Source organism: Brevundimonas sp. CEF1 (assembly GCF_051353055.1).
Classification (GTDB): Bacteria; Pseudomonadota; Alphaproteobacteria; order Caulobacterales; family Caulobacteraceae; genus Brevundimonas.
Genome location: NZ_CP195593.1, coordinates 723,256 through 737,287, shown reverse-complemented (window position 1 = coordinate 737,287; position 14,032 = coordinate 723,256). Strand labels below are relative to the sequence as shown.

The 14,032-nt window shown below is 68.3% G+C and carries 12 protein-coding genes; 1 reads left to right on the top strand and 11 read right to left on the bottom strand.

Annotation, left to right across the window (positions count from 1 at the left end):
- Positions 1–28: 28 nt before the first annotated feature.
- From ACR9FL_RS03740 to ACR9FL_RS03725, 4 genes are all read right to left on the bottom strand, one after another.
- Positions 29–655 (bottom strand): M23 family metallopeptidase, encoded by a 627-nt coding sequence (locus ACR9FL_RS03740; RefSeq protein WP_436357214.1) that lies wholly within the window; start codon positions 653–655, stop codon positions 29–31.
- A 251-nt stretch (positions 656–906) separates the two neighbouring features.
- Positions 907–2,724 (bottom strand): autotransporter domain-containing protein, encoded by a 1,818-nt coding sequence (locus ACR9FL_RS03735; RefSeq protein WP_436357212.1) that lies wholly within the window; start codon positions 2,722–2,724, stop codon positions 907–909.
- 97 nt (positions 2,725–2,821) lie between these two features.
- Positions 2,822–4,711 carry a phosphoglycerate dehydrogenase gene (gene serA / locus ACR9FL_RS03730; RefSeq protein ID WP_297934035.1) on the bottom strand — a complete coding sequence of 630 codons (1,890 nt, stop codon included), beginning with the start codon at positions 4,709–4,711 and terminating at the stop codon, positions 2,822–2,824.
- 84 nt (positions 4,712–4,795) lie between these two features.
- Positions 4,796–5,323, bottom strand: coding sequence for a hypothetical protein (locus tag ACR9FL_RS03725; protein ID WP_296174884.1), 528 nt, complete (start codon positions 5,321–5,323; stop codon positions 4,796–4,798).
- Positions 5,324–5,510: 187 nt separating this feature from the next.
- Here ACR9FL_RS03725 and ACR9FL_RS03720 point away from each other — a divergent pair, with 187 nt between their 5' ends.
- Positions 5,511–6,446 (top strand): Hsp33 family molecular chaperone, encoded by a 936-nt coding sequence (locus tag ACR9FL_RS03720; RefSeq protein WP_436357211.1) that lies wholly within the window; start codon positions 5,511–5,513, stop codon positions 6,444–6,446.
- A gap of 21 nt (positions 6,447–6,467) precedes the next feature.
- Here the strand turns inward: ACR9FL_RS03720 and ACR9FL_RS03715 are convergent, their stop codons facing one another.
- The 7 genes from ACR9FL_RS03715 to ACR9FL_RS03685 all read right to left on the bottom strand — a co-directional run bounded on the left by ACR9FL_RS03715 (position 6,468) and on the right by ACR9FL_RS03685 (position 13,963).
- Positions 6,468–7,187 (bottom strand): CPBP family intramembrane glutamic endopeptidase, BDIM_20840 family, encoded by a 720-nt coding sequence (locus ACR9FL_RS03715; protein WP_436357209.1) that lies wholly within the window; start codon positions 7,185–7,187, stop codon positions 6,468–6,470.
- A 97-nt stretch (positions 7,188–7,284) separates the two neighbouring features.
- Positions 7,285–7,974, bottom strand: a complete 690-nt coding sequence (gene phoB, locus ACR9FL_RS03710) for a phosphate regulon transcriptional regulator PhoB (protein ID WP_105562885.1) — start codon at positions 7,972–7,974, stop codon at positions 7,285–7,287.
- Between the two features lie 43 nt (positions 7,975–8,017).
- Positions 8,018–8,782, bottom strand: a complete 765-nt coding sequence (gene phoU, locus ACR9FL_RS03705) for a phosphate signaling complex protein PhoU (protein WP_436357208.1) — start codon at positions 8,780–8,782, stop codon at positions 8,018–8,020.
- Between the two features lie 10 nt (positions 8,783–8,792).
- Complete coding sequence (pstB, locus tag ACR9FL_RS03700) at positions 8,793–9,665, bottom strand: phosphate ABC transporter ATP-binding protein PstB (RefSeq protein WP_296174871.1); 873 nt, start codon at positions 9,663–9,665, stop codon at positions 8,793–8,795.
- Between the two features lie 4 nt (positions 9,666–9,669).
- On the bottom strand, positions 9,670–10,980 hold the full coding sequence (gene pstA / locus ACR9FL_RS03695; protein ID WP_436357207.1) for a phosphate ABC transporter permease PstA: 1,311 nt from the start codon (positions 10,978–10,980) through the stop codon (positions 9,670–9,672).
- Positions 10,973–12,403: a phosphate ABC transporter permease subunit PstC gene (pstC, locus tag ACR9FL_RS03690; RefSeq protein WP_296174867.1), complete on the bottom strand. Its 1,431-nt coding sequence runs from the start codon at positions 12,401–12,403 to the stop codon at positions 10,973–10,975. Before pstC ends, pstA begins: the two co-directional genes overlap by 8 nt.
- Positions 12,404–12,538: 135 nt before the next feature.
- Positions 12,539–13,963, bottom strand: coding sequence for a sensor histidine kinase (locus tag ACR9FL_RS03685; protein ID WP_436357206.1), 1,425 nt, complete (start codon positions 13,961–13,963; stop codon positions 12,539–12,541).
- Between the last annotated feature and the right edge of the window lie 69 nt (positions 13,964–14,032).

Here is a 14,032-nt window from a genome sequence, read left to right as displayed (position 1 = left end):
TACGGATCGGTCATGATCCGAACGCCGCCTATGTCGGGACGCTGACCTTCACGTCGAAGGCCTGACCGACGACCTTGGTCGGGTTTACCTGACCGCCGTTGCGACGGACCTCGAAATGCAGGTGCGGGCCGGTCGAATAGCCAGTCGAGCCGACCAGGCCGATGCGCTCGCCCGAGGCGACCTGCTGACCCGTGTGGACGTCGATGCGGCTGAGGTGGCCATAGACGCTGCTGAGGCCGTTGGGGTGCTTGACCTCGATGAAGTTGCCATAGCCGCCCGCCTGGAAGCCGGCGCGGACCACGCGGCCCTCGGCGGTCGTATAGACGCTGGTGCCCTTGGGCGCGGCGATGTCGACGCCCTTGTGGGCGCGGGCCTTGGCCTCGATGGCCAGCTTGCGCAGGCCGAAGGCCGAGTTGATGCGGTAACCCTTCACCGGGGCCTCGAACAGGACCTTGCGGGTGACGGGACCGGCGGGCTTGGCCACGGCCTGAACCGGCGGGGCGGCGGGGGCGGACAGGTCCTCGACCTTGTCCGGGGCGGGACCGGCGGCGCCCAGGGGGGCGCCGGCCATGGCGAGAACGGCGGTGACGGCGACGACGCTGGTCTGGCCGAAACGGATCGCAAACGGCCTCACGGCCGGGGGAAGAAAACGCATACTGAAACTGCACTCCGGGCGCTCAAACTGCGAGCGGGAGGGCCGTCATGGTCACGCGAAACAGGCAGCGCAGGTGGCGGAAAAGCAGTCGCCGACGGCCGGGGTTGCTCGTCTTTTGCCATCACACCGGGACGCGAATGGGGCGCGCGCGGGGCGACAAGGCGTCGCACGCCGGGAACCGGAACGCGCCGGAACGCGAAAGGGGCCGCGCGACCTGCGCCGCGCGGCCCCTCCCCCGTCTGTCTGACGGCTTACAGCGGCAGGGTCAGTTGCACCCCGCCCATGTGGCTGTCGGCCTGATCGCCGAAGCGGCCCTTGTAGCCGATGGAGACCTTGAGACGGTCCATGATCGTGCCCTCGATGCCCGCCGAGGCCAGGAATTGACCGCCCCAGGGCTGATCCACGTCACGCGCCAGGACTTGCGCCGGGTTGCCGGCGATGCCGGTGCGGACCGCGTCGCCGTCGTCGCTGAGGCTGTCGCGATAGCCGCCCTCGGCGAAGAAGTGGAAGCGGTCGATCCCGCCCTCGGCGCGCAGGGCGATCTCGGCGGTCGCGCCCTGAACCGAGCGGTCCTGATAGGCGTACTGGGCCGCGACGCCCTGTTCGGTGAAGCCGTCCACGTCGCTGTTGATCCAGGCCACGGCGGCGCGGGGCGACAGGGCGATCCCGCCCATGTCGAACCACATCCCGCCCTGCAGACGCGCACCCGTGCTGACGCCGCGGGTCGAGCCGGTGTGGACGATGGGGGCCAGGGAGGTCAGGCGGCTGATGTCGTTGAAGTCGTCCTGGGCCACGCCCGCCGCCGCGTTGACGAACAGGTCGCCCGAGCGCCAGCCGCCGTAGACGTCGAGGCCGAAGCTATCCAGATCGACATTGAGGCTGCCCGCATCGACATCGGCGTTGCGATAGCTGCCGGCCAGGCCGAACTTCATCGTCTCGGTGCCCGACTCCAGGGCGATCCGCACGCCGTAGCCGTCCGAGGTCGCCTCGCCGATAGCGCCGCGCGCGTCGGTCTTGGTGCGATCCGCCAGGGCCGCGACCGAGATGGAGGTCCCCGCCGTCCAGGCGTCACGACCCGACAGGCTGGCGGTCGAGCCGTCCAGGGCGTCCTCGCGGTGACGCCAGGCCGTCTCGCCCAGCACGGCCGTCTGCGAGCCCAGATCGCCGTAGTAGAGGTAGTCGTTAGCCAGGCGCGCGATCAGGCGATGCCCCGCCGCCGTCGGGTGAACGCCGTCCCAATAGAGATAGCTGTCCGGGCTGGAGCAGACGGTCACGCCGTTGAAGCAGGCGTCCTTGGCGTTGGTCAGACCGAACCGATCAGGACTGGCCGACAGGGTGTCGCTGATCTTGTAGAGGTCCATCATGATGATGTTGGTGTTGGGCTGGCCCGCCGCCGTCGTCATCAGGCCGGTCAGCAGCGCATTATTGAAGGTCGTCCCGGCGTAGTCGGCCAGAGGCTTGGCCGGAAGGCCCGGCCCCTGATTGAACTGGGGCGTCGTGCCCAGGCGCGGCAGGTTGGTCACCAGGATGGTCCCCGCGCCGGCGGCGGCCACGCTGTTGACGATGAAGTTGATGTCCACGGCCGCGGCCTGGGACACGGCGGAAATGCTGGCCTGGGGATTGGCCGACACGGCGGCCGCCGGGATGCCCTGGAAGATGTTGTTGGCGCCGCCCAGGATGCTGACCAGATCACCCGCGCCGAACTTCCCGCCGCCGCCGGTATAGGCCAGCAGCTGATTGCGCATGCCGGGGGGCGAGGCGGCGCTGTCGGTCCGGGCGCCGCCGAAGGCGTAGTTGATGCTGCCCGTCACCGGCGCGCCGGCGGCATAGCGCCCGACATTGAAGCCCAGCAGCTCGGTGAAGACCGGCCCGTTGGAAAATCGCCCCTGATAATAGGGCGGCGAAGTCGGCGTCGTTCCCCCCGTCGCGGCGTAGAGATTGCCGTTGTCAGACAGGCTGTCGCCGAAGACGACCAATCGGTTGTAGCTCTGGGCCCCAGCCGCGCTCGCGGTCGAGACAGCAGCCAGAGTCAGCGCCGCCAAGGCGGCTCCGCGAAGAAGACGAGACATCGGTGTTCCTCCCTCGACCGTCAGTATGCGGTCGTTATGGGGAGGATGCGCTGCTTTGCCGCCAACGCAAGATGCCCCAAGGGAAGCTGAACAGCGATCAGTGAAGCATACGGAAGCGAACTGTGCCCGGAAGGTCACGCAGCACCTTCAGCACCTCGGGATCATAGTCGCGATCGACGTCGGTGATGACGTAGCCGGTGCGCTCGTCCGTCTTCAGGTGCTGACCCAGGATGTTGAGCCCCGCCGACGACAGGGCGCGGTTCAGTTCGGCCAGGACGCCGGGCTGGTTCCTGTGGATGTGCAGCAGGCGGTGGGCGCGCGACACCTCGGCCAACTGCACGTTCGGCAGGTTGACGCAGAAGGTGGTGTCGCCCCGGTTGAGATAGCCCAGGAGGCGCTCGGCCGCGAACTCGGCGATGGCTTCCTGGGCCTCCTCGGTCGAGCCGCCGATGTGGGGCGACAGGATGACGTTCTTCAGCCCCTGCAGGGGGCTGGCGAAGGGGTCGGCGTTGGTGCGCGGCTCCTCGGGGAAGACGTCGACCGCTGCGCCGGCGATGCGGCCCGACTGCAGCGCCTCGGCCAGGGCGTCGACATCGACGACGTGACCGCGCGACAGGTTCAGGAACAGGGCGCCCGGCTTCATCTTCGCCAACTGGGCCGCGCCGATGATCAGGGTGTTGTCCTTGCGCCCGTCGACATGCAGGCTGACCACGTCGGCCTCGGCCAGCAGGGCGTCCAGCGAGCGCATCCGCCGGGCGTTGCCCAGGGCCAGACGTTCCGACAGGTCGTGGAAGATGACCCGCATCCCCAGGTTCTCGGCCAGGACCGACAGCTGAGAGCCGATGGCGCCATAGCCGACGATGCCCAGGGTCTTGCCGCGCAACTCGCGCGAACCAGTCGCCGACTTGTTCCACTGGCCCTGGTGCATGGCCGCCGACTTGTCGGCCACGTCGCGCATCAGGACGATGGTCAGGCCGATGGCCAGTTCGACCACCGAGCGGGTGTTGGAATAGGGCGCGTTGAAGACGGCCACGCCATGCTCGGCGGCGGCCTCCAGATCGATCTGATTGGTGCCGATGCAGAAGGCGGCGACGGCCAGCAAGCGGTCGGCGTGCTCCAGCACCCGTTTGCTGACATTGGTCTTGGAGCGAATGCCCAGAACATGGACGCCCTTGATCGCCTCGATCAGGTCGTCCTCGTCCAGCGCGCCCTTCATGGTCTCGACGGAATAGCCCGCCTCCTCCAGCCGCTCGACGGCGGCGGGGTGGATGTTCTCCAGCAACAGCATCTTGATGCGGTTGCGCGGATAGGACCAGCGGCCCGACACGCCCTCGGCGAACAGGACCTCGTCCAACGAGGCGGCGGTCGCGTCGGCGACCTCGATCACCTTGGGTCGGCTGACGACCTCGGTGAAGGCGTAGAAGCGGTCAGCCGCGCCGGCCAGCTTGACCTCGGCGTCGGTCCAGCCGTCGCCGACCATGACCACAGGGCCGGTCAGGTTCAGGGCCTTGATGACCTCAGGCTTGCCGTTGTCGCGCGACAGGGGGTTGGCGTCGTCCACGCCCGTCACCCGGCCCTCGGCGTCATAGATCAGATCATTGGCCAGGACGTGATCGGCGGCGATCCCCAGACGCGCGGCCAGGGGGGCGATCACCTCGCGGAAGCCGCCCGACAGGATATAGACCCGCTCGGCGTGGCGCTCGAAGAAGTCGACGTTGCGGCGGATCGAGGCGCCGGCCTCGTCCAGAATGCGGTCCGTCAGGGTCTCGACGTGACCGCGGGTCAGGGCCAGCAGGTCCAAACGGCGGCGCAGGGCCGTGCCGAAGTCCACCTGACCCGACATGGCCTGATCGGTCAGGGCCGCGATCTCCGCCTTGCGGGCGGCCGCATCGGGGGCGTCGGACAGGGCGATGTCAGCGAGCGCTTCAAGCGTCTCGATGCGCACCAGGGTGGAATCGAAGTCGAAGATGAAGACGGGCGAAGTCATGCGCCGCACCTAGCCCACCTTCGCACCTGCAGCAATAAAAAGGGGGACCAAAGCCCCCCTTTCCGCACGAATTTTCCAAAAGCCTCACAGTTTGCCGAAATCGCCCTTGCGCCGGCTTTCCAGCGCGGCGGCCCCGATCGCAGCGGCGATGGTGGCCACGGCCAGCAGGGCGCCGCCCTCCTTGGCGTGGTCGCGGGCGAAGTCGCCGGCGTCCTCGGCATAGCGACGCGCCTGCCTGGCGTAGCGTTTCATCGGCTTGCGCGCCTTCTTGCGCGAGCCGGACAGCCAGTGCTCGGCCCGCGCCTTCGCGTCGTGGCCGAAGCGCCCCGCCCGCTCGCCGGCGTAGTCGCCCAAATCGGCGGCGCGGTGGCCCAGGTCCTCGGCGCCGTGGCGGACGCCGCGCGCGATGTCGTCGAAGCGATGGCGCAGGGCCTCGGCGTCGAACCAGCCACGCGGATCGACGCGTTCGCGCAGCCGCTCATAGCGGGTCGGACCCGACCGCTGGTTCAGCAGGAGGGCGGCGATCCCGATCCCGGCCAGAACGGCCACCACGCCCGCCGTGATTCCAGGGTGTTTGCGGACCTCGTCCACGGCGTTGAACTGTCGAACCATGGGCACTCAAACCTCTTATTGTCGAAAACTGTCGTCAGGACAGGAGCGAACCGGGTCGAAAGAGGTTCCGCCGTAAACGGCCAAGCTGCAAGAGGGGCGTCCCCTTCCCCGCCGCCCCTTACCAAGCGGGGATCGCCTCCCTATGTTGCGCCGCTTCCGACAGTTTCGCCTATTCAGGATTTTCGCCGTGACCGATCACGCGCCCGCCGCACAGCCCATCGAGGCTCCGACCGACAACCTCGCCGCCGCCTTCCAGATCGACGGCTGGCCCGTGCGCGGCCGCCTGGTGCGACTGGGCGAGGCCGTGGACAAGATCCTGTCGGCCCACGACTATCCCGAACCGGTCGCCGCCCTGCTGGGCGAGGCCTGCGTCCTGGCCGCCATCGTCGGTTCGGCGCTGAAATTCGAGGGTCGTCTGATCGTCCAGGCCCAGGGCGACGGCCCGGTGCGCTATGTCGTGGCCGACTATGACACCGCCGGGACCCTGCGCGGCTTCTGCCGCTTCGACCCGGAAGAAGTGGCCAAGGCCTCCGAGGGCTTCACCCGCCCCGGCGCCCAGACCCTGCTGGGCAAGGGCGTCTTCATCATGACCCTGGACCGGGGCGAAGACTTCGAGCGCACCCAGGGCATCACCCCCATCGAGGGCGAGAGCCTGTCGCTGTGCGCCGAGCACTACTTCACCCAGTCCGAGCAGGTGCCGACCAAGGTGCGGCTGGCCGTGGGTCAGGTGACGACCGAGGCCGGCACGGCCTGGCGCGCGGGCGGTGCCATGATCCAGGTCATCGCCGGCGACGACGCGCGCGGCTCGACCGAGGAAGTCTGGGAACGCACCCGCGCCCTCTTCTTCACCCTGGGCGACGACGAACTGATCGACCCGACGATCAGCGCCGAGACCCTGCTGTTCCGTCTGTTCCACGAGGACGGCGTGCGCCTGGAAGGCGCCCAGGCCCTGAGCGCCGTCTGCCGCTGCTCCAAGGAGCGGCTGGTCGCGGTGATGCAGTCCTTCCCCCCGGAAGACCGCGCCGCCATGGTCGAGGACGACGGCATGATCCACGCGACGTGCGAATACTGCTCGACCGTTTACAAGATCGAGCCGAGCGAGATCGAGCAGTCGGCCGCCTAGAGCCGCCTACGGGCCCAGGCCCTAGAGCAGCATGAAGATCGCATTGCCGTAGTTGTGCAGGAGGATCGGCAGCAGGATGCTGCCGGTCTTCTCGCGCAGCCAGACCAGCAGAAGGGCGGACACGCCGGTCGTCGCCATCAGCAGCGGCTCGAAGGTGAAGGCGCCGTCGGCATAGCCCAGGGCGTGGGTCAGGCCGAAGGCCAGCGACGACAGCACCGCCCCCCAGCCCATCCACGCGCCCAGAATGCGAACCGGCCGACCGAAGGCCTCGTTCAGCATGAGCAGCAAGACGCCGCGATAGAAGAGTTCTTCGTCCAGCCCCGGCATGGTCAGTTGGAAGGCCAGACTGTCGAGGTCGAAGCCCTGGCCGGGGAAATAGAGGGCCAGCCCGAGGAACAGGGCGACCAGCAGGCCGGACAGGATGAGAGCGCCGGTCAGACCCCGGCGATCCTGCTTCAGCGTCAGCCCCGCCCGTCGCCAGCCGATCATCGGCAGACTGGCCACGGCCAGCGACAGCAGGACGGCCATGGCCTTGCCCTCCCAGTTCCAGTTCGACGAACCGAAGGACAGGGGCAAATGACCGTAGCCGCGCGTCAGCACGGCGTCATAGGCCGCCATCAGCAAGAGGGCGGCGATCAGCCAGCCCCATTGCACGCGGCCCTTCATCAGGACCGCCGCCAGCAGCCCGCCCAGAGCGACAGCGCCGACCCAGCCCAGCATGGCAATGATTGCGTCAGGCACAGCGCCTCTCCCCATGATTTCTCGTCATGAGGCGGCGCGCCGTCGCCACGGATGCAGATGACCGAAATTTAACGCGCCGGCCGAAGCCGGCGACGTTCTAGCTGTTCAGGTCCAGAGAATAGCCGGCCGAGCGGACGGTGCGGATCGGGTTGACCGTGCCCTCGACGTTCAGGGCCTTGCGCAGGCGGCCGACGTGGACGTCCACGGTGCGGGCCTCGACATAGACGTCCGAGCCCCAGACGGCGTCCAGCAGCTGTTCGCGACTGAAGACCCGGCCCGGATGCTTCATCAGGTGGTCCAGCAGGCGGAACTCGGTCGGGCCCAGGTGGACCTCCTTGCCCGCGCGGCGGACGCGGTGAGCGACGCGGTCGATGACGATGTCGGCGTGGTTGATGCGGTCGTCGGCCAGGCCCGGGCGGATGCGACGCAGAACGGCGCGGATGCGCGCGGTCAGCTCGGTCATCGAGAAGGGCTTGGTCATGTAGTCGTCGGCGCCGGTGTCCAGGCCGCGCACGCGGTCGGTTTCCTCGCCCCGCGCGGTCAGCATGATGATCGGCAGGTTGCGGGTCTCGGCCCGGCCGCGCAGACGACGGCAGACCTCGATGCCCGACAGCTTGGGCAGCATCCAGTCCAGCAGCACCAGATCAGGCAGGCGCTCGTCGACCTGAAGCAGCCCCTCCTCTCCGTCCGCCGCCACGGTCACGTCATAGCCTTCCTTCTCCAGATTGTACTGGAGCAGGGTGGCCAGGGCGTCCTCGTCTTCCATCACCAGAATATAGGGTTGCACGTCAGGCTCTCCGGTCGGTCGAAGTCGTCAGCAGTAGGGGAAGTCAGTCGTCCGTCAGGTCGGACGGGGCCGAAGACGGGGATGGGGTCGAGATATGCGGGGTCGGCGTCTGTTCCTCGCCCGGACCGGGGACGGCCTTGGGCCGCTCGCCCAGCATTTCCTCGCCCGTGATCTCATAGTGGACCGTCTCGGCGATATTGGTCGCGTGGTCGCCGATCCGCTCCAGGTTCTTGGCCATGAACAGCAGGTGGGTGCAGGCCGTGATCGTGCGCGGGTCGCCCATCATGTAGGTCAGCAGCTCGCGGAACAGGGCGTTGTAGTGCTCGTCCACCTCGTCGTCGGTGCTCCACACCGACAGGGCGCGCTCCAGCTCCGAGGCCGTATAGGCGTCCAGAACGTCGCGCAGGCGGGTCGAGACCAGACGCCCCATGCGCTCGATCGAGCGGGTCAGCACCTGCATGGGCTCGCCCTCGGCCAGGATCAGCGCCCGCTTGGCGATGTTCTTGGCCAGGTCGCCGGTGCGCTCCAGATCCGAGGCCAGCTTCATGGCCCCGAGCGTGCGGCGCAGGTCCGAGGCCACCGGCTGACGCAGGGCGATCAGGCGGATGGACTTCTTCTCGATGTCGCGATGCAGGGCGTCGAGGCGGTTGTCGCGCTCGACCACCGCGCGCGCCAGGGCCACGTCGCGGCGGGCGACGGATTCGATGGCGTCCGCGACCTGGGCCTCGGCCAGACCGCCCATGCGGACGACCTCGGCCGTGAGCTGGTTCAGCTCGTCCCCATAAGCCTTGACCGTATGCTGGTTCATGCTCGCGCCCTTAGCCGAAGCGGCCGGTGATGTAGTCGAGCGTGCGGCGCTCGCGCGGGTTGGTGAAGATCTCTTCGGTGTCGCCGGTCTCGACCAGCTTGCCCATGTGGAAGAAGGCCGTGCGCTGCGACACGCGGGCCGCCTGGGCCATGGAGTGGGTGACGATGACGATGCAGTAACGCTCGCGCAGTTCGTCGATCAGCTCCTCGATCTTGGCCGTGGCGATCGGGTCCAGCGCCGAGCAGGGCTCGTCCATCAGGATGACTTCGGGTTCGACCGCGATGGCGCGGGCGATGACCAGACGCTGCTGCTGACCGCCCGACAGGCCGGTGCCCGGCGAGTGCAGGCGGTCGGCCACCTCGTCCCACAGACCGGCGCGCTTCAGCGCCTTCTGCACGATCTCGTCCAGTTCGCCCTTGCTGGAGGCCAGGCCGTGAATCTTCGGCCCATAGGCGACGTTCTCGTAGATCGTCTTGGGGAAGGGGTTGGGCTTCTGGAAGACCATGCCGACCTGGGCGCGCAGCAGGACGGGGTCGATCTTGCGGTCGTTGATGTCGCCGCCGTCCATCTGGATCTCGCCGGTGACGCGGCAGCCCGGAATGGTGTCGTTCATGCGGTTCATGGTCCGCAGGAAGGTCGACTTGCCGCAGCCCGAGGGGCCGATCAGGGCCGTGACGGTCTTGTCCGGGATGTCCAGAGAGACGCCGAACAGGGCCTGCTTCTCGCCATAGAAGACGGAAACGTCGCGCGCGGCGATCTTGATCGGGCCCAGCGGGGCCGAGGCGTGGGCGCCCACGGCCGGGGCCGTGGTCAGCGTGGCGTGGGGTGCGGCGGAACCGCCGTCGGCCAGACCCTCGGGGGCGCGGAAGATTTTGGAGATCATAAGACTACCACCGGCGTTCGAAGCGCCGACGCAGCAGGATCGCGGCGGCGTTCATGACGATCATGAAGGCGAGGAGCACAAGGATGGCGGCGGCGGTCCGCTCGTGGAACGCGCGCTCCGAGGCGTTCTCCCAGATGTAGATGAGCGAAGGCAGGGCGCCGACCGGTTCGTCGATGGCGTGGGGCATGCCGGGGACGAAGCTGATCATGCCGATCAGCAGCAGGGGCGCCGTCTCGCCCAAGGCGTGGGCCATGGCGATGATCGAACCGGTCATGACGCCCGGCATGGCCAGGGGCAGGACGTGGCCGAACACCGTCTGGGTGCGGCTGGCGCCCATGGCCAGGGCGGCCTCGCGGATCGAGGGCGGCACGGCCTTCAGCGACGAACGCGTGGCGATGATCACCGTCGGCAGGGCCATCAGGGCCAGGACCAGACCGCCGACCAGGGGGCTGGCGCGCGGCAGGTGCATGAAGTTGATGAAGAGGGCCAGACCCAGCAGGCCGTAGACGATCGACGGCACGGCGGCGAGGTTGTTGATATTGACCTCAATGATCGCCGTGATGCGGTTGCGGGGGGAGTATTCCTCCAGCCAGACGGCCGCGCCGACGCCGACCGGAATGGCGATCAGGGCCGTGACCAGCAACATCAGGGCCGAACCGACCACGGCGCCCAGCAGGCCCGCCAGTTCCGGCTGGGTCGAATCGCCCTTGGTGAAGAGGGTCGAGTTGAAGTGGGCGCGGACGGCGCCCGAGGCCTTCATCCGGTCCAGCCAGGCCATCTGTTCATTGCTGATGCGGCGCTGATCCTCGGGCGTAGCCTTGGAGATCTCGCCCTTCAGATAGAGGTCGGCGTTGTCGGACAGGGGGGCGGTGACCGGCACGGTCTGGCCCAGCAGGCTGGGCTGGCGCGAAATCATGCCCGCCGCCTGGAACTTCAGCTCCGAGGAGAACAGGGCCTTCATGGCCGCGGCCTTGGAGCCCTGGGCGTCGTCCTGAACGCCGAGGCGGCGAAGTTGCTGTTCAGCGACGATCTGCTCGAAGTTGGCGCCCTGGGGATAGGAGCGGTCGATGCGCGACGCGTCCATGTGGACCGGCAAGGTCACGCTGTGGGCGTAGAAGGCGGTGCGGCCCTGCATGATGATGCTGCCCAGCAGGATCACCAGGAAGATCAGGGCGAAGCCGATGGCCGCGCGACCGTACCACTTGAAGCGGGTCTCGCGGGCGTAGCGGCCGCGCAGGCGAGCCTGCAGGCGCTGGGTGCGCGGGCTGACGGCGCCCGAGTTCTGCCCCACCGGGGTTTGGGCGGCGTCAGTCATACTGTTCCCGATAGGCTTGCACGATGCGCATGGCGACGATGTTGAGCAACAGGGTGACGACGAACAGGGTCAGGCCCAGGCCGAAGGCGGCCAGGGTCTTGGGACTGTTGAACTCCTGGTCGCCGGTCAGCAGGGTGACGATCTGCACCGTGACGGTCGTGACCGTGTCCAGCGGGTTCAGCGTCAGCTTGGCGGCCAGGCCGGCGGCCATGGTGACGATCATGGTCTCGCCGATGGCGCGCGAAACAGCCAGGAGGAAGGCCCCGGCGATGCCCGGCAGGGCGGCCGGCAGCAGCACCTTCTTGACCGTTTCCGACTTGGTGGCGCCCATGGCGTATGAGCCGTCGCGCAGGGACTGCGGCACGGCGTTCATGATGTCGTCGGACAGGGAGCTGACGAAGGGGATCAGCATGATGCCCATGACGGCGCCGGCCACCAGGGCCATCTGGTTCTGCACCAGCAGCAGGTATTGCCCCACGCCGTCCAGCGGCCCGCCGGCCAGCCAGCCGCCGAGGGTGTTGAAGAAGACGCGGAAGGCCGGGCCGACGGTCAGGGCGGCGAAGAAGCCGTAGACCACGGTCGGGACGCCCGCCAGGACCTCAAGCAGGGGCTTGACCACGGCACGGGTGCGGCGACCGGCGTATTCCGACAGGTAGATGGCGGAGAACAGGCCGATCGGTCCCGCCACCAGCATGGCGATCAGCATGATCAGGAAGGTGCCGGCGAACAGGGGCACGGCCCCGAAGGCGCCGGACGAGCCGATCTGATCGGCGCGGATCGCCATCTGCGGGCTCCACTTGGTCCCGAACAGGAACTCGGTGACCGGCACGGAGGCGAAGAAGCGCAAGCTGTCCCACACCAGGGAGAAGATGATGCCGACCGTCGTCAGAACCGCCACCGCCGAACAGGCGAACAGGACGATGCTGATCCAGCTTTCCACCCGGTTGCGGGCGCGCAGGTCGGGGCGGATGCGAACGAAGACGAAGACCCCGCCCAGGATGGCCGCGATCAGGGCCGCGACGCCGCCGCCCCAGTTCAGGGCCGACGAAATGCGGTGGGCGCGGCGGCCCTCAGCCGGCAGTTCCTCGGCATAGGGGGCGGGCCAGATCTGCTGGGCCTCAAGCCCCTGACCGATGCGGCGCGCGTCCGAGAAGAAGGCCTCGCGACGGAAGGGCTCCAGCTGGACGACGCTGTCGGGCGCGCCGGCGGCCAGCATCTGGCGCTCCAGCGGTGTCGAGAAGATCGAGGCGGCGATCAGCACGACCAGAGCCGGCATGCCGACCCAGATCAGGGCGTAGAGGCCATGCTGGCCGGGACGCGAATGGGCTCTAACGCCCGTGCTGCGGCGCGTCGCCAGTGCGCGCCCGCCCAGATAGGCGAGCCCGGAGAAGGCGATCAGCAGTAACAGGAAAATCCAGATCATCCGGGTCCGTGCACGCGTGAATCATTAACGTGCCGGGTCCGGCGCGTTTCGGCCGGGAAACTGCCTGCGATTGGCGAGCGGAATAAGACGGCTGCGTGACAGTTCTGTTACGGCGCCCGTCCCCTGTGTCGCAGCCTATGTCGCAGGGCTGCTCGCGGGCTCGATCTCCCGCGCAGGAGCCAGGGGGAAGGCGGCGGCGAAGATGGCGCCCTGGCCCAGGGCGCTGTCCACGCTCAGCCCGCCGCGGTGGCGAATGATGATGTGACGCACGATGGCCAGGCCCAGGCCGGTGCCCTGACGCTCGCCGCTTTTCTGGCCTTCAACGCGATAGAATCGCTCGGTCAGACGCGGCAGGTGCTCGCGCGCCATGCCCGGCCCGTGATCGCGCACGGTGACGACGGCGTATTTCAGCCCCGCCTCGCGGTCCGGCGTTTCCAGCGACAGGCGCGTCCCCTCGGGCATGCGCGCGGCCATGGCCTCGTCCAGGGTGCGGTCGCGGTCGATGGACAGCTCGACCACCCCGCCGTTGCTGGAATATTTCAGGGCGTTGTCGATCAGGTTCTGGATGACCTGAACAATCTCGTCGCGGTCGCCCGCCACGGTCGCCCCCCCCTGCCCCAGGTCGGCCTTGATGGTCACGCCGCGCTCCTTCGAGAGCACGCTGACGGCGTCGACCACATCCGAGGCCGCCCGCGCCAGATCGACCCGGCCCAAGGGCGCGATGTGTTCGTTCAGCTCGATCCGGCTCAGCGACAGCAGGTCGGCGACCAGCCGCCCCATGCGGTCGGCCTGGATGGCCATGATGTCGAGGAACCTGTCGCGCGCCTTGGGGTCGTCCTTGGCGTGGCCCTTCAGGGTCTCGATGAAGCCCGACAGGGAGGCCAGGGGCGTGCGCAGTTCGTGGCTGGCGTTGGCCAGGAAGTCGACGCGCATCATCTCCATGCGGCGAGCGTCGGTCTCGTCGCGCAGGGCCAGCAGGGCCAGGGCCCCGGCGCCCCACAGATGGGCGTCCCGCTCGGGCAGAGGCCGGACAAAGGCCCGCCAGTGGCGTTCCTGGGCGCCGCCGCCCACGTAATCGACCGTGCGGCTGAAATCCCCGAACAGGGCTTCGTCCACGGCCTCCAGCACCTTGGGATCGCGAATCACTGAAACCAGCAGGCCGCCGCCCGTCCCGTTCAAGCGAAACAGCTCTCGCGCCGCGGCGTTGGCCAGGGCGATGCGGCGCCCGGCGATATCGTCCGCCTCGCCGCCGCTGACGATCAGAATCGGATCAGCCAGGGCCTCGAACACATCGCCCAGCAGGGCGCCGTCCGGGGCCAGATCGACCGGATTGCTGCCGTCCAGGTCGCTGATGCTGACCAGGGGCTGCGGCCGCCGATTGACCAGCCAGGTGGCTGTGGCCACGGCGACAGCGCCCATAGCCAGCCATCCCGCCAGTTCGGGCTTCATCACCGCCAGAACCGCCATCACCAGGATGGCCACGCCGCCGCTGGCGCCGGCGGTCCAAAGCCGAGACGACAGGGTGGGGGCGACGGGCGAAGGCGAATGCTCGTAAGGCATGAAAATCGACGTTATCTCATTATTTAGCGACCCGCCCTAGCATGGCCGCGAAAGGACGACCGGTCGGGC